At 67.4% G+C, this 22,179-nt stretch carries 21 protein-coding genes; 9 read left to right on the top strand and 12 right to left on the bottom strand.

Annotated elements, in window-relative coordinates; all coding sequences use genetic code 11:
• The first annotated feature begins 21 nt into the window (after positions 1-21).
• Entirely contained in the window at positions 22-1,326 is a 1,305-nt protein-coding gene (locus FIV34_RS14035) for an adenylosuccinate synthase (RefSeq protein WP_139983774.1), read from the top strand.
• A gap of 31 nt (positions 1,327-1,357) precedes the next feature.
• Here FIV34_RS14035 and FIV34_RS14030 read toward each other — a convergent pair whose 3' ends face one another.
• Positions 1,358-2,401, bottom strand: coding sequence for a sterol desaturase family protein (locus FIV34_RS14030; protein ID WP_139983772.1), 1,044 nt, complete (start codon positions 2,399-2,401; stop codon positions 1,358-1,360).
• Between the two features lie 91 nt (positions 2,402-2,492).
• Here FIV34_RS14030 and folC point away from each other — a divergent pair, with 91 nt between their 5' ends.
• From folC to FIV34_RS14005, 5 genes are all read left to right on the top strand, one after another.
• Positions 2,493-3,785: a bifunctional tetrahydrofolate synthase/dihydrofolate synthase gene (gene folC, locus FIV34_RS14025; protein ID WP_139983770.1), complete on the top strand. Its 1,293-nt coding sequence runs from the start codon at positions 2,493-2,495 to the stop codon at positions 3,783-3,785.
• Positions 3,786-4,209: 424 nt separating this feature from the next.
• The gene (locus FIV34_RS14020; protein ID WP_246058626.1) at positions 4,210-4,938 is read left to right on the top strand and encodes an SPOR domain-containing protein; all 729 of its coding nucleotides are present in this window, start codon (positions 4,210-4,212) and stop codon (positions 4,936-4,938) included.
• A 42-nt stretch (positions 4,939-4,980) separates the two neighbouring features.
• A complete protein-coding gene (locus FIV34_RS14015; protein WP_139983768.1) occupies positions 4,981-5,616 on the top strand; it encodes a CvpA family protein in 636 nt (211 codons plus the stop codon).
• Between the two features lie 11 nt (positions 5,617-5,627).
• Positions 5,628-7,106, top strand: a complete 1,479-nt coding sequence (gene purF, locus FIV34_RS14010; RefSeq protein WP_139983766.1) for an amidophosphoribosyltransferase — start codon at positions 5,628-5,630, stop codon at positions 7,104-7,106.
• 39 nt (positions 7,107-7,145) lie between these two features.
• On the top strand, positions 7,146-7,943 hold the full coding sequence (locus FIV34_RS14005) for a ferritin-like domain-containing protein (protein WP_139983764.1): 798 nt from the start codon (positions 7,146-7,148) through the stop codon (positions 7,941-7,943).
• 2 nt (positions 7,944-7,945) lie between these two features.
• Here FIV34_RS14005 and FIV34_RS14000 read toward each other — a convergent pair whose 3' ends face one another.
• From FIV34_RS14000 to FIV34_RS13960, 9 genes are all read right to left on the bottom strand, one after another.
• The gene (locus FIV34_RS14000) at positions 7,946-8,674 is read right to left on the bottom strand and encodes a UDP-2,3-diacylglucosamine diphosphatase (protein WP_139983762.1); all 729 of its coding nucleotides are present in this window, start codon (positions 8,672-8,674) and stop codon (positions 7,946-7,948) included.
• Positions 8,671-9,399, bottom strand: a complete 729-nt coding sequence (locus FIV34_RS13995; RefSeq protein WP_139983760.1) for a peptidylprolyl isomerase — start codon at positions 9,397-9,399, stop codon at positions 8,671-8,673. Before FIV34_RS13995 ends, FIV34_RS14000 begins: the two co-directional genes overlap by 4 nt.
• A gap of 64 nt (positions 9,400-9,463) precedes the next feature.
• Entirely contained in the window at positions 9,464-10,984 is a 1,521-nt protein-coding gene (locus tag FIV34_RS13990) for a Ppx/GppA phosphatase family protein (protein ID WP_139983758.1), read from the bottom strand.
• Between the two features lie 43 nt (positions 10,985-11,027).
• Positions 11,028-11,537 (bottom strand): hypothetical protein, encoded by a 510-nt coding sequence (locus tag FIV34_RS13985; RefSeq protein ID WP_139983756.1) that lies wholly within the window; start codon positions 11,535-11,537, stop codon positions 11,028-11,030.
• Complete coding sequence (locus tag FIV34_RS13980; RefSeq protein WP_211352635.1) at positions 11,534-12,679, bottom strand: MGDG synthase family glycosyltransferase; 1,146 nt, start codon at positions 12,677-12,679, stop codon at positions 11,534-11,536. The genes FIV34_RS13985 and FIV34_RS13980 overlap by 4 nt, the downstream gene beginning before the upstream one ends.
• Positions 12,676-14,772: a polyphosphate kinase 1 gene (ppk1, locus tag FIV34_RS13975; protein WP_139983754.1), complete on the bottom strand. Its 2,097-nt coding sequence runs from the start codon at positions 14,770-14,772 to the stop codon at positions 12,676-12,678. The genes FIV34_RS13980 and ppk1 overlap by 4 nt, the downstream gene beginning before the upstream one ends.
• Before the next feature lie 79 nt (positions 14,773-14,851).
• Positions 14,852-16,099 (bottom strand): phosphate regulon sensor histidine kinase PhoR, encoded by a 1,248-nt coding sequence (phoR, locus tag FIV34_RS13970; RefSeq protein ID WP_342777356.1) that lies wholly within the window; start codon positions 16,097-16,099, stop codon positions 14,852-14,854.
• An 87-nt stretch (positions 16,100-16,186) separates the two neighbouring features.
• Positions 16,187-16,876 (bottom strand): phosphate regulon transcriptional regulator PhoB, encoded by a 690-nt coding sequence (gene phoB / locus FIV34_RS13965; protein ID WP_045827901.1) that lies wholly within the window; start codon positions 16,874-16,876, stop codon positions 16,187-16,189.
• Positions 16,877-16,961: 85 nt separating this feature from the next.
• The gene (locus FIV34_RS13960) at positions 16,962-18,581 is read right to left on the bottom strand and encodes a M48 family metalloprotease (RefSeq protein ID WP_139983750.1); all 1,620 of its coding nucleotides are present in this window, start codon (positions 18,579-18,581) and stop codon (positions 16,962-16,964) included.
• Positions 18,582-18,712: 131 nt separating this feature from the next.
• Between FIV34_RS13960 and grxC the strand changes: the two genes are divergently transcribed.
• The 3 genes from grxC to FIV34_RS13945 all read left to right on the top strand — a co-directional run bounded on the left by grxC (position 18,713) and on the right by FIV34_RS13945 (position 20,527).
• Positions 18,713-18,982, top strand: a complete 270-nt coding sequence (grxC, locus tag FIV34_RS13955; protein WP_139983748.1) for a glutaredoxin 3 — start codon at positions 18,713-18,715, stop codon at positions 18,980-18,982.
• Positions 18,982-19,377, top strand: coding sequence for a carboxymuconolactone decarboxylase family protein (locus FIV34_RS13950; protein ID WP_139983746.1), 396 nt, complete (start codon positions 18,982-18,984; stop codon positions 19,375-19,377). Before grxC ends, FIV34_RS13950 begins: the two co-directional genes overlap by 1 nt.
• A gap of 127 nt (positions 19,378-19,504) precedes the next feature.
• Complete coding sequence (locus FIV34_RS13945; protein ID WP_139983744.1) at positions 19,505-20,527, top strand: isocitrate dehydrogenase; 1,023 nt, start codon at positions 19,505-19,507, stop codon at positions 20,525-20,527.
• A gap of 74 nt (positions 20,528-20,601) precedes the next feature.
• Here FIV34_RS13945 and FIV34_RS13940 read toward each other — a convergent pair whose 3' ends face one another.
• Positions 20,602-21,105, bottom strand: a complete 504-nt coding sequence (locus FIV34_RS13940) for a hypothetical protein (RefSeq protein WP_139983742.1) — start codon at positions 21,103-21,105, stop codon at positions 20,602-20,604.
• Between the two features lie 73 nt (positions 21,106-21,178).
• Complete coding sequence (locus tag FIV34_RS13935; protein WP_281286846.1) at positions 21,179-22,105, bottom strand: aspartyl/asparaginyl beta-hydroxylase domain-containing protein; 927 nt, start codon at positions 22,103-22,105, stop codon at positions 21,179-21,181.
• Positions 22,106-22,179: the final 74 nt, after the last annotated feature.

Here is a 22,179-nt window from a genome sequence, read left to right as displayed (position 1 = left end):
CAACCTAAGAGAACCACCATCATGGGTAAGTCAGTCGTTATTCTCGGCGCGCAATGGGGCGACGAAGGCAAGGGCAAGATCGTCGATCTGCTCACCGAACGCGTCGGTGCCGTCGCTCGCTTCCAGGGCGGCCACAATGCCGGCCATACGCTGGTGATCAAGGGCAAGAAGACCGTCCTGCACCTGATCCCCTCGGGCATCCTGCGTGACGACGCGCTCTGCCTGATCGGCAACGGCGTGGTGCTGTCGCCGGCCGCACTGATGAGCGAAATCGCCGAGCTCGAAGCCCAGGGCGTCGACGTGCGTCCGCGCCTGAAGATCTCGCCGGCCACCCCGCTGATCATGCCGTACCACATCGCTGTGGATAAGGCCCGCGAAGTGGCGTCCGGCGCAAAGGCCATCGGCACCACCGGCCGCGGTATCGGCCCGGCGTACGAAGACAAGGTGGCGCGCCGCTCCATCCGCGTCGCCGACCTGATGTACCCGCACGAGCTGCCGGAGAAGGTGCAGGCTGCCGTCGAGTACCACAACTTCGTGCTCACCCAGTGGCTGAAGGCCGAGCCGGTCGACTACCAGACCGTCCTGGACGAAGCGCTGACCTGGGGCGAGTACCTGCGTCCGATGGTCGACGACGTCGCCACCATCCTGCATGACGTGCGTCGCGAAGGCGGCAACATCCTGTTCGAGGGTGCGCAGGGCGCGCTGCTCGACATCGACCACGGCACCTACCCGTACGTCACCTCGTCGAACACCACCGTTGGCGGCGCACTGGCCGGCACCGGCGTGGGCGCGCGCGATATCGACTACGTGCTGGGCATCTGCAAGGCCTACGCCACGCGCGTTGGCGGCGGTCCGTTCCCGACGGAACTGAACGACGAGATGGGCGAGCTGCTGCGCAAGAAGGGCAACGAGTTCGGCGCCAGCACCGGCCGTCCGCGTCGCTGCGGCTGGATCGACCTGGTGGCGCTGAAGCGTGCCGTGCAGATCAACGGCATCGACGGCCTGGCCATCACCAAGCTCGACGTGCTCGATGGCCTGGAAAGCATCAAGGTCTGCATCGCGTACGAATACCGTGGCAAGCGCCGCGAACTGGCCCCGCTCGATGCGGACGGCTGGGCCGAGTGCAAGCCGGTGTACCTGGAGTTCCCGGGTTGGGAAGAGTCCACCGCGGGCATCCGCGACTGGAACAAGCTGCCCCCGGCGGCTCGCGCCTACCTGCGCGCCGTGGAAGAACTCTCCGGCTGCAAGCTGGCCCTCGTGGCCACCGGTGCGGACCGCGACGACACGATCATCCTGGACGACCCGTTCGGCGGTTCGGACTGCTGATCGCGGTTTGTGACGAGACGAAAAAGCCAGCCTAAGGGCTGGCTTTTTCGTGCAGCGCATGCAAATCGATATCCGCAACGGGTATCGGTCGGTAATCCTCGGTAAACGCTACTTCGCCAGGGCGCCAGCCGGCCTTGCATGTCACCGCGCCCCAGAAGCGTCGGAAGGCCGCCCAGTGCAATCCGGCCAATCCCTTTTCATTATCCGCATCGACCATCGGGTCGCCTACGCCGGTCGGCCGGATCGGTTCACCGTGCAAGGCCGTGCCGAACAGCGAGTCCCATAGCGAGAAGACCTGGCCGAAGTTGCAGTTGTGCAGGGCAGGGCGATCAGGGTCGACCACCATGTGATGCAAACGGTGGAACGTGGGTGAGACGAGCAACCGGTCGCCAACCGGCCCGAAGCGAATGCGCACATTGGCGTGCGAGAAGTTCTGTACCAGCTCGCCGAGCAGTACCAGCCAGGCAAAATCCGTCGGCGCCACGCCAATGACGACACCCACGCCCGCCAGCACCATCGACTGCAGGAAGCCGTCGACCAGGCTGCCGCGATCGTTGGTCCAACAACTCATCTGCCGGGTGCTGTGATGCATGCTGTGCAGCGCCCACCACCATGGCAGGGCGTGCTGGAGCCGATGCATCCAGTAATAGACCAGGTCGTAAATGACGTAGTAGATGACGAACAGGATCACCGGGTGGGATGCCAGCGCGGGTACCCAGTGCACGATGCCGAGCAGCGATGCGTCACCCGGCCCGGTGTCGGCGCCACCGAAGTAGTTGCTGATCGGTGTAAGGACGAGGTAGCTGAAGACGGGAAAGATACCCAGCAGCATCATCAGGGTGTACTGCAGGTCCACGCGGGTGAGCTTGCGGTGTTCCCAGCGCTCCGCTGGCCATATCGACTCCATCGGGCGGAAGATGAAGGCGATGATGCCCACCTGGCAGAGCGAGATGAGGATCGCCTCGGCGATCTCTCGCGGGTCGCCGGCCAGGTTGCCGAGGTGCAGCCAGGCAAGGAGTGGGGCGATGGCATGGACGCTTGTCCACTCCACCAGAAAGGACCATGGCGCGAACATGACGGGCCTCTGACGACGCGTACGCCCGGCGCACGTGCGCGCAGGCGGCCCGGATATTAAGCTTCACCGCTCTTTCGTTGAGCTTTCCGTCATGCCGGACACCCCTCCCGCCCGCGTCAGTCGCACTCTCGATGAGTGGCTGGCTTACCAGGAAACCACGAACGTGCGCGATATCGAGCTTGGCCTCGATCGCGTCCGTGCCGTGTGGGAAGCGATGGGCGCGCCACGACCGGCACCCATCGTGATCACGGTGGGCGGCACCAATGGCAAGGGCTCCACCGTTGCCCTGCTCGAAGGGATGCTCCGTGCGGCCGGGTACCGCACGGGCACCTACACCTCGCCGCACCTTCTTCGTTACAACGAGCGCGTGCGCATCGACGGCGCGGACGCCGCCGATGCGGATCTCGTCGCTTCCTTCGAGCGCATCGAATCTGCGCGGGGTGCCATCCCGCAGACCTATTTTGAGTTCGGCACGCTGGCCGCCATCGACGTCATGGCGCGCGCCGGCGTGGATGTCGCCATCCTTGAGGTGGGACTCGGCGGCCGGCTCGACGCCGTGAATATCATCGATGCCGACGGGGTGGTGATCACGACGATCGACCTGGATCATCAGGCATGGCTCGGCGACGACCGCGACAGCATCGGGCGTGAGAAGGCGGGGATCGCCCGGGCGGCGCGGCCGGCCGTGGTCGGTGAACTCGATCCGCCCGAAGGCCTGCTGGAAGCGCTTCGCGGCGTGGGTGCCATGATCGAGCGCGCCGGCTCGTCGTACTGGTGGGAAACCGGCACGGCGCCGACGTGGCGCTGGCTGCACACCGACGGCGCGTCGCTCGAGCTGCCCCGGCCGGCGCTCGCGGCACCCGTGCAGTTCGCCAATGCCTCGGCGGCCATCGCCGCCCTGCATGCGCTACGCCCGGTCTTGACCGTGCCGCTGGCCGCGATCGCGTCGGCGCTGGCCCAGGTCCGTGTCGGCGGCCGCCTGCAGCGGATCGGCGAGCGGCCGCTCACGGTGGTGGACGTCGGCCATAACCCGCAGGCCGCCCGTGCGCTGGCCGAGTGGCTGGATGCGCAGCCGCGGGCAGGCCGGGTGTTCGCCGTGTATGGCGCGCTGGCCGACAAGGATGTGGCGGGCGTGGTCGCCGCCGTCGGTCGCCGCGTGGACCGCTGGTTCCTGGCGGGGCTCGACCAGGACACGCCTCGCGGGCTGCCCGCCGCGGTACTGGATGCCGCCGTCGCCGCGGCGTTGCCCGAGGCGGAGCGCGCGGCATTCCCCGGCGTCGCCCCGGCCTGGCAAGCCGCTCGCGAGGCGGCGGGCGAGGACGACACCGTGCTGCTTTTCGGCTCGTTCTTCGTGGCGGGCGCCGCGCTCACCACGCGGGTGTGAACGACGACACGGGGAGGGCACCGGGCCCTGCCCATTGCCGGTTATAATCGCGCTGATCCGCACTGCGTCGGTCGAATGGAGCCTTCCTTGAAAACACGCCTGCTGGGTGCCGCCGTCCTCATTGCCCTGCTTGTCCTGATCGTGCCGATGCTGTTCTCCAGCACGCCGCCGAAAAGTGACACCGACCAGACGGTCAGCCTTGAGATTCCGCCGGCACCGGATCGCGAACTGCAGTCGCGCACGCTGGATGTCTCCCCGAACGGCACGGCGACGCCCGCCGCCGCGCAAGCCCCGGCCACGCAGGCGCCTGCCGCCGCGCCTGGCGCGCCCGCCGGCCAGCCGGCCCAGGCGCCGTCCGCCGCCCCGGCCGCCCCTGCCGGCCGCTGTTACCCCGGCCCCTGGCACGGGCAGCCGCCTTGCGTCGGTGGATATCGCCTCACGCAAGCCGCCGGAAGCCCTTCCGGAAGATTTCGCCACGCCAGCCGCCACGCCAGCCAAGCCCTCGAAGCCCGCGCAGGCTCCTGCGCTCGCCACGCCTGCACCGGCGCCGGCCGCCGCCGTGCCCGTCGGTACCGCGGCGCGCGGCAGCTTCACGATCAACCTCAGCGCTTACGCCGATCGCAGCAAGGCCGACGCGGTCGTGCAGAAGGTGCGCGCCCTCGGTTACCCGGTGGCGACGGCCAGCCTGAACCAGGCCGGCAAGGCGCTGACCCGCGTCACCGCGGGCCCGTTCGAAACCCGTGCCGCGGCGGAAGCCGCGCGCCTGAAGATCACGGCCGCCGTGCCGGGCGCGCCCGCTTCGCTGTCGTCAAAGCCGGAGGCCCAGTCGGCCGATGTGCCGGCGCCGCCCAAGGTCGCCGCGCCCGCCGCCCCGCCGGCCCAGGCGGCTGCCGTGCCGGCCGCCGCGCCGCGCGCCGGTGGCTTCGCCGTCCAGGTGGCTGCGGTGAGCAGCGAGGCCGAGGCGACCCGCCTGCGCGACAAGCTGCGCGCCGCCGGCATCGCCGGCTATGTCGACAGCATCGCTTCCAGCAGCGGCGCGAAGCTCTGGCGCGTCCGCGCCGGGCCGCAGACGCAGCGTGACGACGCGGTACGCCTGAAAGACCAGATCAAGGCCAAGGTCGGCCTCGATGGCGTCGTGGTGTCGGCCCCGTAAGGGCGCCGGGCCACGCGACATCGCCACATGGGGAGCAGCGCAGTGAATTGGGCCGATTACGTCATCCTTGCGGTGTTGTTCATCTCGGTCTTGATCGGCCTGGCGCGCGGCCTCATTTCAGAGGTCTTGTCGCTGGTGATCTGGGTGGCCGCGTTCTGGGTTGCCTGGGCCGTCGGTCCGCAGCTGGCGCATTACTTCGAAGGCACGGTGTCGAATGCCACCGCCCGCGTGGGTATTGGCTACACGCTGGCGTTCGTGGCCGTGCTGGTGGTGGGCGGCGTCATCCGGTTCCTGGTGTCGCGCCTGGTGGCGAGCACGGGGCTGGGCGGCACGGATCGCCTGTTCGGCATGCTTTTCGGCCTGGCGCGGGGCGTGCTCCTCGTCAGCCTCGTGGTGTTCATCCTCGGCTTCACGCCGTTGCCGAACGACCCCTGGTGGCGTGAATCCACCATGATCCAGCAGTTCCAGGCACCGGCCGCATGGATTGGCCAGCAGATTCCGGCCAATGTGCGCGATTACATGCATCCGCCGGAAGCGTTGAAGAACATCAAAATGCCCGACGTCACGCTCCCCAGCAAAGACGATCTCATGAAACTGCGCGACCTGCCGATCCCTGGGCAAACGCGCGACAATAGCCAGGCTCACCCTGCTGCCCCCTCCACGGCAGCCTCTTCGTAGAAGGCAACACCATGTGCGGACTTATCGGCATCGTCGGTACCACGGAAGTGGCATCGGCCCTGTATGACGGCCTGACCGTCCTGCAACATCGCGGACAGGATGCCGCCGGTATCGCTACCGTGGATGGCGCACGCCTGCGCCTGCACAAGGGCAACGGGCTGGTGCGCGACGTCTTCAACTCGGCGGGCGTCGGCAAGCTGCGCGGCCGCATCGGCATCGGCCACTGCCGCTATCCCACGGCCGGTTCGGAGGGGACGGAAGAGGCCCAGCCCTTCTACGTGAACTCGCCCTACGGCATCGCCTTCGCGCATAACGGCAACCTCGTGAACACCGAGGAGCTGCGCAAGGAAATGTTCGAGGACGACCGTCGCCACATCGACACCGACTCCGATTCCGAAGTGCTGCTCAACGTGCTCGCGCACGAGCTGCAGATGGAAGACCGCGGCGACCTGACCCCGGAACACGTGTTCCAGGCGGTGTCGCGCGTGCACGCCCGTGCGCGTGGCGGTTATGCCTGCATCGCGCTGGTGCTGGGCTATGGCCTCATCGCCTTCCGTGACCCGAACGGCATTCGCCCGCTGGTGCTGGGCGAGCGTACGTCGCCGGAAGGCCACGAGTACGCCGTCGCGTCCGAGTCGGTGGCACTCGACGTGCTCGGCTTCAAGCGCGTGCGCGATATCGCGCCGGGCGAAGCCGTGATCATCACCGAAGGTGGCCAGCTCTTCTCGCAGCTCTGCGCCGAAGGCGCGGTGCATGCGCCGTGCATCTTTGAATACGTGTACCTCGCCCGTCCGGACTCGATGATCGAGGACGTCTCGGTGTACAAGGCGCGCCTGCGCATGGGCGAGAAGCTCGCCGAGAAGATCCTGCGTGAGCGCGGCCCGGACCACGGCATCGACGCCGTCATCCCCATTCCCGACACCTCGCGCACGGCGGCCAGCTCGCTGGCGCAGGCGCTGGGCGTGCCGATGCGCGAAGGCCTGGTCAAGAACCGCTACATCGGCCGTACCTTCATCATGCCGGGGCAGGGCGAGCGCGTGAAATCCGTGCGCCGCAAGCTCAACGCCATCGACCTGGAATTCCGCAAGAAGAACGTGCTGCTGGTGGACGATTCGATCGTCCGCGGCACCACGTCCAAGCAGATCATCCAGATGGCGCGGGACGCCGGCGCGAAGAACGTTTACTTCGCCTCGGCCGCGCCGCCGGTGCGCTACCCCAACGTGTACGGCATCGACATGCCGGCCGCGAATGAACTGATCGCCGCGGGCCGCACGGTCGAGGAAGTCGAGAAGCTGCTCGGCGCCGACTGGCTGATCTACCAGGACCTGGACGATCTGGTCTGGGCCGTGAGCGACGGCAACGAAGACCTGACGCATTTCGATACCTCGTGCTTCTCCGGCGAGTACGTCACCGGCGTGGACTCGGCGTTCCTCGAGCAGCAGGAAGCCCTGCGTTCGGACAACGCCAAGACCGAGCGCCGCACGGCCTGATGGCCCGCGCGGCACGCCCGGCGTGCCGCGCCCCTTGCGATGCAGGATCTCCACGCCGCCGCCCGCCGCTGCCTTGATGCGGCGGACCCCGCTGAAAAGGTCAGGCTGACCTTCGACACCTTCGCTCGCCTCACCGCGGGCGAGCTTGCGCCGGACGCCGCTTCGGCGCCTGCCGGGCTCATTGCCTTGCCCGGCCGTCCCGCGCGGCCGCGCCTGGTGTCGACCCGCCAGCTCTCACAGCGTGGCCTCGGCACCGCGGAAGGTCGCGCGGCCCTGGTCCGCGCCATCGCCCATATCGAATTCAACGCCATGGACCTCGCCTGGGATGCGGTGTATCGCTTCCGCGGCATGCCCGAGGCGTATTACCGTGACTGGGCCTCCTGCGCGAACGACGAAGCCCGGCACTTCATGATGCTGCAGGGCCGCCTCGGCGAACTCGGCTACACGTACGGCGATTTCGACGCCCACAACGGCCTGTGGGAGATGGCGGAAAAAACCGCCCACAGCGATACCGCGCGCATGGCCCTCGTTCCCCGCGTGCTCGAAGCGCGCGGCCTGGATGTCACGCCGGGCATGATCGGCCGCCTGCGCCACCAGAACGACGATCGCACGATCGCCATCCTCGAAGTGATCCTGAGCGAAGAAGTGGCCCACGTCGCCGCGGGCACGCGCTGGTTCCACTGGTGTTGCGCGCGCGACGGGATCGAGCCGGAAGCCACGTTCGCGCAGCTGCTCAACGACTACATGAATGGGTCGCTGCGTGGGCCGTTCAACCTCGAGGCGCGGCGTGAGGCAGGCTTTTCCGAGTCGGAACTGGCCTGGCTCGTCACCCTTTGACGTCAGGGCAGCTTAAGCCCGCGTAGCGCGACGCCATCCGTCTCGATGCGCAGCACCGAGCCATGGTCGTACCAGTCACCCAGCACGATGCGCTGGGCGTGGGTTTCGTCGAGGTCAAAGTCGTGGATCGCCGGGCGGTGCGTATGCCCATGCACCAGGCGGGTGACGCCCGCGTTCCGCATGGCCGCTTCGACGGCGCCCTGGTTCACATCCATGATCGTCTCGTCGATGCGGCCGGTGCGTGACTTGCTGTCGCTGCGGGCCTTCGCGGCAAACGCGCGGCGCGCTTCCAGCGGCATCGACAGGATCTGCTGCTTCCATGCGTCCGTGCGCACCTGGGCGCGCACGGCCTGGTATTCGGTGTCATCCGTGCACAGCACGTCGCCGTGCATGAGCAGGGTCGGCACGCCTTCGATGGTGTGCACCGTGCCATCGTCCAGCAGCGTCATGCCCGCGCGCGCGGCAAAGGCCTCGCCCAGCAGGAAGTCGCGGTTGCCGACCATGAAATACACGGGCACACCGGCATCGCTCAGGCCCTTGGTGGCCGCGGCGATACGCGAGGGCAGTTCGGCATCGTCGTCGTCGCCGATCCACGCTTCCACCAGGTCGCCCAGGATGTAGAACGCCTTCGCGCTGCGCGCCTCGTCCGACGCCAGGTACTGCTCGAAGAGGGTGGTGATCTCGGGGCGGGCGTCGTCGAGGTGGAGGTCGGCGATGAACAGCGTGGTCATGGCGTGGTCTTGGCAGCCGGCTTCTTGTCGGTCTTCTTCGGCGCGGCGGCCGGCGCGGGCGCCGGTGCCGCCGCCGCGGGCTTCGCCGCGGTGGACGACGCGGCCGGCACGGCCTTCTCTTCACCCACGACCTGGGCGGAGTTGATGATCACCAGCGGGTTCGGCACGTCGCCCACGAAGGGGCCCTGCGCCTTGGTCGGCAGCTTGGCGATCTTGTCGATGGTATCCATGCCCTGGGCCACCTTCGCAAACACGGCGAAGCCCCAGGTGAGGCCGCTCTGGTTGCTCACGTAATCCAGGCGACGGTTGTCGACCAGGTTCACGAAGAACTGCGAGGTGCCCGAATTGGCATCGGCGCCACGCGCCACGGAGACCGTGCCACGCAGGTTGGAGAGGCCGTTGTCGGCCTCGCTGGCGATCGGTGCGCGCGTGCGGCGCTGGGTGAGGTCGCGGCTGTAGAGGCCGCCCTGCACCATATAGCCGTCGACCACGCGGTGGAATACGGTGCCGTCGTAGAAACCGTCGCGCACGTACTGCAGGAAGTTGGCCACGCTCTTTGGCGCCTTCTCCGGGAACAGCTCCAGCGTGAAGTCGCCCTGGGTGGTGTGCATCACCACGCGGGGGTGGTCCACGGGGCCGGGCGCAGGGGCCGCCGGCTTGGCCTGCTGGGCCAGGGCGGCCACGGGCAGGGCGAGGAGGAGGCTGGCGAGGGCGGCTTTGAGCATGGGCAACCGGTTCGTGCGAAAGGACAACCCGACCATGATACCCCCTTGGCGGGGGTGGTCACGGTTATTCCGTAACGATCTCAAGCTCGAGGCCCAGATCGGCCAGCGGCTCGCGCTCCTGCTCCAGGTCCGCCTCGGTGAGCGGGTGCTGGTCGAGCCAGTCCGCCGGAAGGGTGAGGCGCAGGCGCTGGCGCGTGGCGTTCACGCGGATGCGTGGCAGCGATTCCGCACGGCGGGCACGGCGGAACAGCACCGCCAGGCGCAGGATCGCGGTGATGTGCCGGGCAAGCGGGCGATAGCGCACGGGCAGGGCGTTGATCACCGGCTTTTCGGGCTTGCGCCGGTGCGATTCGACGATGGCGGCCAGCAGCTGCTGTTCCTGGCGGGAGAAGCCGGCCATGTCGGCGTGGCGCAGGATGTACGCGCCATGCCGCTGGTGCTGGCTGTGGGCGATCGCCAGGCCCACTTCATGGACGCGGGTCGCCCAGGACAGCCATTCGCGCGAGTCCTCGTCCAGCTTCCATGCCTTGGCCAGCTGGTCGAACAGCGACAGCGCGGTGGTTTCGACGCGGCGGGCCTGGGCCCGGTCCACGCCGTAGCGGGTGGCCAGGGCCTCGATGGTGGCCATGCGCGGGTCGGTACCCGCGGAACGGCCGATCAGGTCCCACAGCACGCCTTCGCGCATGGAGCTTTCGGACACACCGAGGCGCTCGATGCCCAGCGCCTCGAAGGCGGCCTCGAAAATGGCTACGCCACCGGCGAACACCTCGGCGCGATCCTCCGCCAGCCCCGGCAGCTTCAGCGGCGCACCGGTGGCTCCCTGTTCGATCAGGGCCTCGCGCACGGCGGCCAGGGCATCGGGCGTGATGCCATCGTCGGAGAGCTTCATGGCGCGTACCACCGAGCCAATGGCCTTGGCGGTGCCCGAGGAACCGTACGCGTCGGCCCAGCCGGCCTCGCGATAATCCTCGGAGAACTGCTGCAGGAGGACGCCGATTTCGCGCCGCGCCTTCTGCCAGCGCTTGCGGGTGATCTTGCCGCCGGGGAAGAAGCGCAGCGTCGAGGCGATGCAGCCCACCTGCACGCTCTCGGTCAGCAGCGGCGACGTGCCACGGCCGATGATGAATTCCGTACTGCCGCCGCCGATGTCGATCACCAGGCGGTGATCGCGCGAGGCGGGCAGGTCGTGCGCGGCGCCGAGGAAGATCAGGCGGCCTTCTTCACGGCCCGAGACGATTTCCACCGGATGGCCCAGCGCGGCCTCGGCGGCCGACAGGAAGGCGTGCGGCGAGGCCAGGCGACGGACGGTGTTGGTGGCCACGGCGCGCACGTGCAGGGCGGGGATGCCCGCGATGCGCTGGCCGAAGCGCGCGAGGCTGCCCAGCGCCGCGGCGCGATGGGCCGCGTCGAGCGTGCCATCCGGGCGCAGGCCCACGGCCATGCGTACCGAATCGCGCAGGCGGTCGATCACGCGCGGCTCGCCGTGTTCGTAGCGCGCGACCACCATGTGGAAGCTGTTGGAGCCGAGGTCAACGGCAGCGAGGAATTCGCCGTCGTTGATCTGCGATTTACCTGATGTGGCCAAGGGTGATGTCCGCAGCGGCGTATCGGGGAATTTTGTCACGCATTTACGTCTTAGGGGAAATGGTCGCGCGCGATTTCGGCATCGCCGACAGGGCAAACAGCAGGATGCACAGGAAGCCGAACACCCAGTAATCCGTAGGCGCAGGCCCCCACCAATGGCGGTGCCACGGCACGTTTTCCGGGGTGAACCGCGCCAGGCCGAAGGCCGGGTTCAGGATGAACCACAGGCCGTCCTCGGCCACCCAGAACAGCATGACGCAGGCGATGACACGAACCTGTGCACGCCAGCTCCAGTAGCCCTGGAACACCATGGGAAAGTGGAAGAACAGGGCGATGAACGGGAACACCCAGGCGTGGTACCCGGTCATCGGCCGGCCGCCCCAGAGCAGGTCGAGCAGCCAGTGGTTTTCGATCCGCCACGTCGGCAGGCTGGTGGCCCAACCGTGCGGTCCTTCGATTTCCACCTCGACGTGGGCGAAGAAGAAGGCCAGCAGGAAGGCGAAAGCGGCGGTGGTAAACGCGGCGATGACACGGCGCCGTGGCGAATGACTCATCCGTGGCCCAACTGCGCGAGAACGATGTCGAGCACATCGCGCGCGGCGTGCGGCCGGCCGATGGCGCGTGCGCGTGCAGCCATGCCGGCGAGGTGCGCGGGGTCGTCCTGCAGCGCATTCACGCGCCAGGCGAGTGCGACGCCGTCGATGGCTTTCCACGCCGCACCCTGTTCCAGCAGGTAGTCGGCATTGCGTTCTTCCTGGCCGGGGATCGGTGCGTTCACGATCATCGGCAGGCCCATCGCCAGGCACTCGGAGGTGGTGAGGCCGCCCGGCTTGGTGATCGCCAGGTCGCAGCAGGCCATCAGCTGCTCCACGTGTTGCGTATAGCCCTGCGGGAACAGCCGGCCGGCATGTTTATCGCGTGCCAGCCGCTGCAGCCGTGCCAGCATCTCCGCGTTGCGGCCGGCCAGGACCACGAGCTGGAAATCACCGCCCGCGCTGAGCAGCGTATCGGCCAGTTCATCCAGCGCGCCGACGCCGGCGCCGCCGCCCATCACCAGGTAGGCCGGACGGGCAGGATCCATGCCGAAGCCGCGTGCAAGTACCTCGCGCTGCAGCGGCTGCGCAAAGGCGGGCATCACCGGGATGCCGGTGGTGTGCACGCGCGCGGGCGGCAGGCCCACCGCGTGCATGCGGTGGGCGATTTCCGGGCTGGCGGCGAAATAGCCGCTCATGCCCGGGATGACCCACATGCGGTGCAGGTCGAAATCGGTGACCTGCAGGTACACGGGCACCGTGACACGACCCTTGCGAATCTGCCGGGCCAGCATCTCCGCCGGCAGGAAGTGCGTGCAGATGATGGCGTCGGGAGCGAACTCGGCGATCGCCGCGCGCAGGCGCCGCGTGTTCACGCGTTCGATGGTGCGTCGCATGCGCTGGGTGACGGCGTCCGGGTGCGCGTCGCCGGTGATGCGGTAGAGCATTCCCCACAAGCGCGGGTAACGCGTGATCAGGCTGAGGTAGAAATCGGCGTAGATCCGCCGGAAGCTCGACGGCACGTAGTCCATCGCGTCGAGGTGGCGGGCCTCGACGGCGCCGCCATCCGCCGCGAGGGCGGCCACGGTGGCCTCAAGCGCATCCGCGGCACGCACGTGCCCCGCGCCTGCGGACACCGACAGGAGCAGGATGCGCCGCTTCACCCGCAGTACTTGGATAGCAGCGCCTGCTGCGCCGAGTGGGGTGCTTCGCCCGCCGCGGGGTGCCGGCGCGTATAGCGTCCGTCCGCGCCGAGCATCCAGGCCTGGGTGTTGTCGCTCAAGTAATTCTCCAGCGTCTCTTCGTAAACGCGGCGGCAAAGGGCCGGTTCGAGGATAGGCACGCCCACCTCGATACGGCGCATGAGGTTGCGTTCCATCCAGTCGGCGCTCGCGCAGTACAGCTCCGGGTCGCCGTCGTTACCGAACCAGTACACGCGGCTGTGTTCGAGGAAGCGGCCGATGATGGAGCGCACGCGGATGTTGTCCGACACGCCCTTGATGCCCGGGCGCAGCGTGCACGCGCCGCGGATGATGAGGTCGATCTGGACACCGGCTTGCGAGGCGCGGTACAGCGCTTCCACCACGTGGGCTTCGTTGAGCGCGTTGAGCTTGGCGACGATCCGTCCGGGCCGGCCATTCTGCGCATGCGCGATCTCGCGTTCGATCTTGCCCATCACGCTGCTGTAGAGCGTAAACGGCGAGTGCAGCAGCCGCTTGAGCTGGATCATCGGACCGAGCCCGGAGAGCTGCTGGAACACCTTGTGGATGTCCTCGCCGATTTCCGCGTTCGACGTCATCAGGCCGATATCGGTATACCCGCGGCTATTGCCCTGGTGATAGTTGCCCGTGGAGAGGTGCACGTAGCGGCGCAGGCCACTGCCTTCGCGGCGCACGATGAGCAGCATCTTCGCGTGGGTCTTGTAGCCGACCACGCCATAGACGACCTGTACGCCCGCTTCCTGCAGGCGATTCGCGAGGCCGATATTGGCTTCCTCGTCAAACCGCGCGCGCAACTCGATCACCACCGTGACATCCTTGCCGTTGCGGGCGGCCTCCACCAGCAGGTCCACGAGCGGCGAGTCCTTGCCGGCGCGGTACAGCGTCTGCTTGATCGCCAGCACGCCCGGGTCCTGCGAGGCACGGCGCAGCAGTTCCACCACTGACGCGAACGACTCGTAGGGGTGGTGCAGCAGGACGTCGCGCTCGCCGAGCACGTCGAATTCGTTCACGCCCTTGGCGAAGGCCGGCGACAGGCGCGGCGTGAAATGCGGGAACTTCAGTTCCGGGCGGTCGAGCTGGTCGTAGATCACCCCGGCGCGGATGATGTTCACCGGGCCGTCGCAACGGTAGATGTCGGCGTCTTCCAGCTGGAAGTTGGCCATCAGCATGTCGGTGATGGCACGCGGGCAATCGGCGCCCACCTCAAGGCGAACCGGGCGGGCGTAACCGCGGCCGGCCAGCTCTTCGCTGAGCGCACGCGCAAGGTTTTCCACCTCGGCCTCTTCCACCACCAGTTCGCTGTTGCGAGTCACCCGGAACTGGTACGCCGCGCACACCTGGAAGCCCGGGAAGATCTCGTCCGCGAAGCTTTGCAGCACCTCGGCAAGGAAGACGAAGTCGCCGTCGCTGTCCGACACGGCGGCGGGGATGTGGATGATCCGCGGCAGCGAACGCGGCGCGCGAACGAGGGCCATGTGCCCCTCGCGGCCAAACGCATCGCGGCCCTTGAGCACCACGGCCAGGTTCAGCGTCTTGTTGAGGATGCGCGGAAACGGGTGCGCCGGATCGAGGCCCAGCGGCGACAGCACCGGCATGATCTCGTTCTGGAAGTAGCCCTGCAGCCAGCGGCGCTGCTTCTCCGACCACTTGTCGCGGGTGACGAAACGGATGCCGTCGGCGTTCAGCGCGGGGCCGAGTTCGTCGTGCCAGATGCGGTAGATCTCGCCCACCAGCTCCAGCGTGCGTTCGCGGATGCGGGCCAGGATCTCGGCCGACGACAGGCCATCCGCACCGGGCGTGGCGGCACCCAGGGCATGCTTGTGCTTGAGCACGGCCACGCGCACCTCGAAGAACTCATCGAGGTTGTTGCTGACGATGGTCAGGTAGCGAAGGCGTTCCAGCACCGGCACGTCCGGATCGCTGGCCTGGGCCAGCACGCGGAAGTTGAATTCCAGCGCGGCCAGTTCCCGGTTGATGTACAGCTCGGGAGCGCCCAGGTCGACCTTCGCGCTCTTGCGTTCGGTGGTTCGTTTCATAGCCGCCGATGTTGGACCATCGCCGGCCACCGCGGAAAGGGGCAGCGCAGCACCTTGTCGGCCACGGGCTGCCATGTGTTCAGGCGGGCGCGCCGGCCACGTCGTGCAGGCGGCTGCCGTCGAGCAGGCGGTCGCTGCCGAACACGCAGGCGAACGTGGAGCCCTTGCCCGGCTCGCTCTCGATGGCGAGGCGGGCCTGGTGCAGGTTCAGCACGTGCTTGACGATGGACAGGCCCAGGCCCGTGCCGCCGGAATCGCGCGAGCGGCTGGACGAGACACGGTAGAAACGTTCGGTCAGGCGGGCGATATGCGCCGCCGGGATGCCGAAGCCGGAATCCTGCACCGAGAAGCGCGCGCCGCCGTCGAACGGTGCCCAGCGAATGGCGATCTTGCCGCCGGTCGGGGTATAGCGCACGGCGTTGCTGACGAGGTTGCCGAAGGCGCTGTGCAGGTCCTTGATCGAGCCGAGCAGGTCGGCGCTGGTGGCGACATCCAGCGACACCGTGTGCCGACCCTGGCTCAGGGCTTCGGCTTCCTTGCGCAGCGAGGCCAGCAGCGGTGCCATCGGCACGTGCTCTTCCACCAGGTGGTCCTGGGTCTCCAGGCGCGAGAGGGTCAGCAGGTCTTCGACGATCTGGCCCATGCGCTTGGACTGCGCGCGCATTTCGTCCAGTACCGGCGCCAGCTCAGGGACATCTTCCGGGTCAAGCAGCTCGAGGTAACCGTGGATGACCGTCAGCGGCGTGCGCAGCTCGTGCGACACGTTGGCCACGAAGTCGCGGCGGATCTGTTCCAGCCGCGTCAGGTGGCTGGTGTCGCGCGCCAGCAGCAGGCGCTGGCGGCTGCCAAAGGGAAGCAGGGTGGCGGTGATGTGCCGGTTCGGATGGCCCGGGGCGGCGGCATCGGTGAGTGGCTCACGCGCACCTTCTTCCAGCCATCCCGCCAGCTCGCTGTTCTTCAGGGCTTCGCTCAGGAAACGACCGCGGTCGCGCGGACCCTTCAGGCCGAGCAGTTCCTCCGCCGCATGGTTGAACCAGCGGATGTGCTGCGAATGGTCCAGCAGGACGACGCCATCGGGGAGTGAGCCGGCCGCGCTGCGCAGGTCACGCAGGCGGGAGGCAATTCGGCGGGTGCGGGTCATGAGACGGTCATATTCTGGGTGGGGTGTTGCAGGCGTTTGCAACATTGGCCCGGACTTGTGACGGAACAGCGACAGCAGTACGACGATTTCGACCAGCGAGACAACGGTGACGCCGGCCAGCGTCGAACCTGCAAGCGCGCCCGCTGCGCCACCCGCGATGAGCAGGGCGGCACAGGTCACGGGCATTCGCCAGGAAGTCAGGAAACGGGGTGGCATAGCGGGTTAGCCGGCGGTCTGGTGGAGGGCACCATAACGCGACGAGCCCGCGTTAGCCTAGGTGTTGGCGGAGAAGCGGTAGCCCGCGCCGCGCACGGTCTGCACCATGTCGTCGAGCTTCCACGGCTCCAGCGTCTTGCGCAGGCGGCGGATATGCACGTCCACCGTGCGTTCTTCGACGTACACGCTGCCGCCCCATACATGGTCCAGCAACTGGGCACGCGAGTAGACGCGCTCCGGATGGGTCATGAAGAAGAACAGCAGGCGGTATTCCGTGGGGCCGATGGGCACCGCGTCGTCGCCGGCGAACACGCGATGGGCGGGGCCATCGATGCGCAGGCCACCCAGCTCCACCACGCCCGAACCGTCGTCACCCTGGCTGCGGCGGAGCACCGCCTTGATCCGGGCGATGAGCTCGCGGGTGGAGAAGGGCTTGATGACGTAATCGTCCACGCCGGCCTCCAGGCCGTTCACCCGGTCCATCTCCTCGCCGCGGGCGGTGAGCATGATGATGGGGATTTCGCGGGACAACTCCTCGCGACGCAGGCGGCGGGCCAGTTCCAGGCCGCTGGTGCCCGGGAGCATCCAGTCGAGCAGGATCAGGTCCGGTACGCGCTCGGAGATAGCCATTTGTGCGGCGCGGGCGTCAGCGGCGTGTGCCGCGTCCATGCCCGCCTTGCGAAGCGCGAAAGCGACCATGTCGCGAATCGAAGCTTCGTCTTCCACGATAAGAATGCGTTTGTGCACGCTTGGGGCCGCTCGTTGGCTGTGACCGTCATATTGCAGCCGTCGCGTGTTACAGGGCAATGACAACGGTCACATTCGCGGGAGGCTACTGCTGGGTGCGGCCGTCCGGATTGTCATCCGTGGCGACCCGGCGCTTGCGCAATTCCAGCAACAATGGCGTCAAATCGGCAATCCGGGACTGGATCCGTGAGCGCTGGTAATAATCCAGGTCGTCGCGCTTGAGCAGGCGGCGCAGCTGCTCCATGGCGTCGAACGGCCGGCCCGCGAGGTACGCACTGTCCGCGTAGGCCTCGGCGGAGCGGACGCTGTCGCCCGCGCGCTCGGTGGCCTGGGCGTAGGTCCGGTAGATCTCCGGGTCGTCGCTGTTGTCGAGCATCGGCTTCAGCAGCGCGGCGGCCTGCTGGGCGCTCCCCCGGTTGCCGGTGCCGGCCAGCGCCTTGGCGTAGCCCAGGGCCACGGCCACGTTGCGCGGCGAGTTCTCGTGCAGTGCCTTGTAGATGGCCATGGCGTCGCCGGAGCGGCCGGCGTCCATGTACGCATCGGCCATGGCCAGGCGCAGCACCACGCTGGCGGGCTGGGTGGCGAGCAGCGGCTGGATCTGGTCGACGGCCTGGGCGCCGTGGTTGGTACGGATCAGCGCCACGGCATAGCCGTAGCGATTGGCGGCCGTGTCGAAGTCTTTCCGCTTGAGGTTGGTGGCGTAGTACGACGCCAGCTTGCCCGCGTCGCCCGAGAGCACGCGTACCCGCTCGCGCATCAGCGCGTAGGTGTCACCCGCACTGTCCTTCGCGACGGCCTGGCCGGTGCTCACCAGCGTCGTCGGGTCCTTGACATAGATGACCGGCGCGGTGCTTTTTTCCCAGTTGGCCTTGTCCAGCGTGGGTAGCTTGGGCCGGTTCTTCATGCTGGCTTCCAGCGTGCGCGCCCGGGCGCGGGCTTCGCTGATGCGGTCCAGGGTGACCGGATGCGTCTGCAGCAGCGCGGGCAGGGCGTCTTCGCCTTCGCCCACGCGCAGGGTGTCCTGCATGCGGCCGAAGAAATCGGCCATGGCCTCCGGGTCGAACCCGGCGTTGGACAGGGTCTGGATGCCGACGCGGTCGGCTTCGATTTCATCCTTGCGGGTGAAGTTGATCTGCCGCTGCAGCAACAGGCCCTGGCCACCCAGCAGCACGCCCGCGGCGGCATCACCGCCGGCGCCGCCCGCACCCGCGGCGATGGCACCCAGCAGCACGAGGGCCAGCAGCGGCGCATCCTTCTTCGATGCCTCGAACGCGCGGTACAGGTGGTTCTGGGTGATATGGCCAATTTCGTGGGCGATCACGCCGGCCAGTTCGCTTTCGTTCTGGGTGATGTTGATCAGGCCGGCATTCACGCCGATGTAGCCGCCGGGGGCGGCGAAGGCGTTGATCTGCGTATCGCGGACGATGAAGAACTGGAAGTGGTCCTTCGGCCGGTCGCTCCACGCCACCAGCCGGTAGCCGAGGTCGTTGATGTACTGGTCGAGCAGGGCATCGTCCAGGGTCAGGTCCAGGGCGTGCATCTGCCGCAGCATCTGGGCGCCGTAATCGTCGGCCTCCCGGGGGCTGATCAGGGCGTTGGCCGAGCTGCCCAGGTCGGGCAGGCGGACGGCGTCCTGGGCGCCTGCCACGAAGGTGACGGCGGCCATGGCGGCGACGAGCGAGAGGCGGGGAAAGGGCAGGCGCATAAGTGTGAAGACGATACCATCACGGGGCCGGGCAGGGCTTGGACCACGGGGCCCGGCGGGGGTTCGCGGGGTTGTAGAATAGGCGCAAGGCCGCCATATCGCGGTCATCAAGTCTTTGGAGACACGGTTCCATGAGCACCCCCGACATCACCATCTATTCGACCGCGGTATGCCCGTACTGCGTGGCCGCCAAGAACCTGCTCAAGGCCAAGGGCCTGGCATGGAACGAGGTGCGCATCGACATGGATCCGGCCCAGCGTGATGCCATGCTCGAAAAGAGCGGGGGGCGCCGCACGGTGCCGCAGATCTTCATCAACGGCACCCACGTGGGTGGCTTCGACGACCTGGCCGCTGCGGACCGTAGCGGCCGCCTGGCCGAGATCCTCGAGGCGGCGCACTGATGGCCACCGACAAGACCCGCGTCGAGGAATTCACCGCCTTCCGCAAGCGCATGAACGAGCGGATCCTGGGTGAAGACAACCAGGTGGTGCGCCGCTTCTTCGCCCTGGACACCCAGACGTACCGCGAGGGCGCGCTGGATGTGAAGACCAAGGAGATGCTGGGCCTGGTCGCGTCCATGGTCCTGCGCTGCGACGACTGCATCAGCTACCACGTGGCCCAGTGCAAGGAAGCCGGCGTGAACCGCGACGAGTTCTTCGAGGTGTTCAGCGTGGGCCTGGTGGTCGGTGGCTCCATCGTTATCCCCCACCTGCGCCGCGCCGTGGACTTCCTGGACTCGCTGGAAGGTGAGACCGAGGCCGATGCGGCCGCCTGCGCGGACCACGCCAACGCCTGAGTGGCCGCCGCCTCGCGCGGCATCCTTGATGGAAGCGGGCGAAATCGCCGATAATTGGGCGATTTTTCTTCCCCAGCGCACGTTTTGAGTGCGTCTTCGACCCGCTTCCTTCCAGGAGTTACCCCCCATGAGCAAAACCATTGCCGTGATCCCCGGCGACGGCATCGGCCCCGAGATCATGGACGCGACCATCCGCGTCCTCGACGCCCTGGACTGCGGCCTGGCCTACGACTACGTGGACGCCGGCATGGTCGCCCTCGAGAAGCACGGCGACCTGCTGCCGCAGGCCACGATCGATGCGATTGCCAAGCACACCGTCGCACTCAAGGGTCCGCTCACCACCCCGATCGGCGGTGGCTTCACCTCGATCAACGTGACCCTGCGCCGCAAGTTCGACCTGTACGCGAACGTGCGCCCGGCGATCAGCTTCCCGGGCACCAAGGCGCGCTACGAGAACATCGACATCATCACGGTGCGTGAAAACACCATGGGCGCGTACATGGCCGAAGGCCAGACCCGCGAAGGCAGCGGTGCGGAAGAAGTGGCCGTCTCGGTCATCCGCAACACCCGCCCGGGCATGGAGCGCATCTGCCGCTACGGCTTCGAAATGGCCCGCACGAAGGGTCGCAAGAAGGTCACGGCCGTGCACAAGGCCAACATCATGAAGACCTCGTCGGGCCTGTTCCTGGACGTGGCGCGTGAAGTGGCGAAGGATTTCCCGGACCTCGAGTTCCAGGAAATGATCGTCGACAACGCCTGCATGCAGCTGGTGATGAACCCGTACCAGTTCGACGTGATCGTGACCACCAACCTGTTCGGCGACATCCTGTCGGATCTGTGCGCCGGCCTCGTCGGCGGCCTGGGCCTGGCCCCGGGTGCGAACATCGGCAAGGACGCGGCGATCTTCGAAGCCGTGCACGGTTCGGCCCCGGATATCGCGGGCCAGAAGAAGGCTAACCCGTGCGCACTGCTGCTGGCCGCCGCGGACATGCTGGACCATCTGGAGATGGTGTCGAAGGCGACCCGCCTGCGCAAGGCGATCAGCGACGTGATGAACGCGCGCGACCGCACCACGCCGGACGTGGGTGGCACCGGCACGACCGATACCTTCGGCGACGCGATTGTCGAGCGGATCAAGGCCACGGCGTAATCGCTTTGGTTTCAGCGTTGGCGAAAAAGCCCGGCACATGCCGGGCTTTTTTTATGCCAATGGCGAACCGGTCCTTACCTGGCGTCGGCCACTTGCGGCCCCGCGCCATGGCCGATGTCGCTGTTCTGCAGTGCGCTCTGGCAAACCGCAGCCTGCGCCGGGTAACGATCCACGCAGTAGGCCACCCACTTACGCGTGCTCTTCGCCCGCTGTGACGGCAACAAGTGGCCTGTGAGAGGCGCGCGCGAGTAACCCGTCAGTTCCTTCAGCACGGCCAGCAGGCCGTCGTGGACATACCACGGGTGATACTGCGTGTCAGAGCGGCCGGTAGGGGCCTGCACCCAGATCGATTGTTCCGCCAGTTTGCGGCTGTCACCCAGGTGGGCGATGACGTAAGGCACGGCGGGCCTGCCGAGGCCCATCAACAACCGGAAGGCGCGTGCCTGGCTGACGGAGTCCTTCGTGGTGTCGTCCACGAGGCGGGCAACCAGCGGCCCCAGGTCCGGCGGCGGTGGTGGCGTTGCGGCCATGCCCGCCGTGGGAAGCAGTAAAGCGACTAACCGGCCATACCTTTTCATGCCCTTCTCTCCGTCCAGGCTCACCCCGGCTGGAGTATGGTCCTGTCCGGGCCCGGCACGTGTGAAAGCTTTTTTAACCCCGGAAGAAGGGGTAGGGCGCCAGGAACACCAGCCAGACCATCAGGACGATGCCGATGTACTTGAGCACCCGGAACAGTTTCGGGTTGGCCTTCTTGAACTTGCGCGTGCGGGCGCGGCCGCGCTGGTTCAGGGCGAACATGCGATTGACGAAGCCCACCTGCTCGTTGCCGTTGTCGTCGTTCGGCGACGCCGTGATCGAGCCCATGAAGGCGCCGACCCGCTTGTTGATCGCTGTCATCAGGCCGGACTTCAGGGGGCGTTCCACGTCGGCGAACAGGATGACGCGGGTTTCGTTGGTCCGGTTTTCCGCCCAGTGCACGTAGGTTTCGTCGAACACGACGTCCTTGCCGTCGCGCCACGCGTGCATTTCACCGTCGACGAAGATGCGGCAGTCGTCGGAGTTCGGGGTAATCAGGCCAAGGTGGTAACGCAGCGAGCCGGCAAACGGATCGCGGTGCGGGTTAAGCCGGCTGCCCGGCGGCAGCAGCGCGAACATGGCCGCCTTCACGCTGGGGATCGAGTTGAGCAGCTTGACCGTTTCCGGGCACAGCGCTTCGGCGGAGGCGAGCGGCTCGCCGTACCACTTCAGGTAAAAGCGCTTCCAGCCCTGCTTGAAGAACGAGTTGAACGACGCGTCGTTGTGCTTCTCCGCCGAACGGATAAAGCCCTCGTCGAACAGGTGCATCGCTTCTTCGCGGATCTTTTGCCAGTTGTTCTGCAGCAGGTCGAGCTGCGGGAAGCCGCTGCGGTCGAGGATCGGGCGGGCCGGTACGGCCGAAAAGGCGTACATCAGCAGGTTGTACGGCGCGAAGATCGCCGAGTGGTCGACCAGCTGGCGGTCAAAGCGCAGGCGCGAGCGGCCGCGCAGGTGCACCAGCAACACGCACAGCGTGAAGAGGATCAGCACGTACAGGACGATGAAGCGGGGCCCGAGGAGATTCATTGGGTTGGACTCGAATGGACGGGCGATACATGAGGCCCGCCGGGGCCTGT

It is taken from the genome of Luteibacter pinisoli (assembly GCF_006385595.1).
Classification (GTDB): Bacteria; Pseudomonadota; Gammaproteobacteria; order Xanthomonadales; family Rhodanobacteraceae; genus Luteibacter; species Luteibacter pinisoli.
The sequence above is the reverse complement of the archived record's forward strand: the minus strand, read 5'-3'. Positions and strand labels throughout refer to the sequence as shown.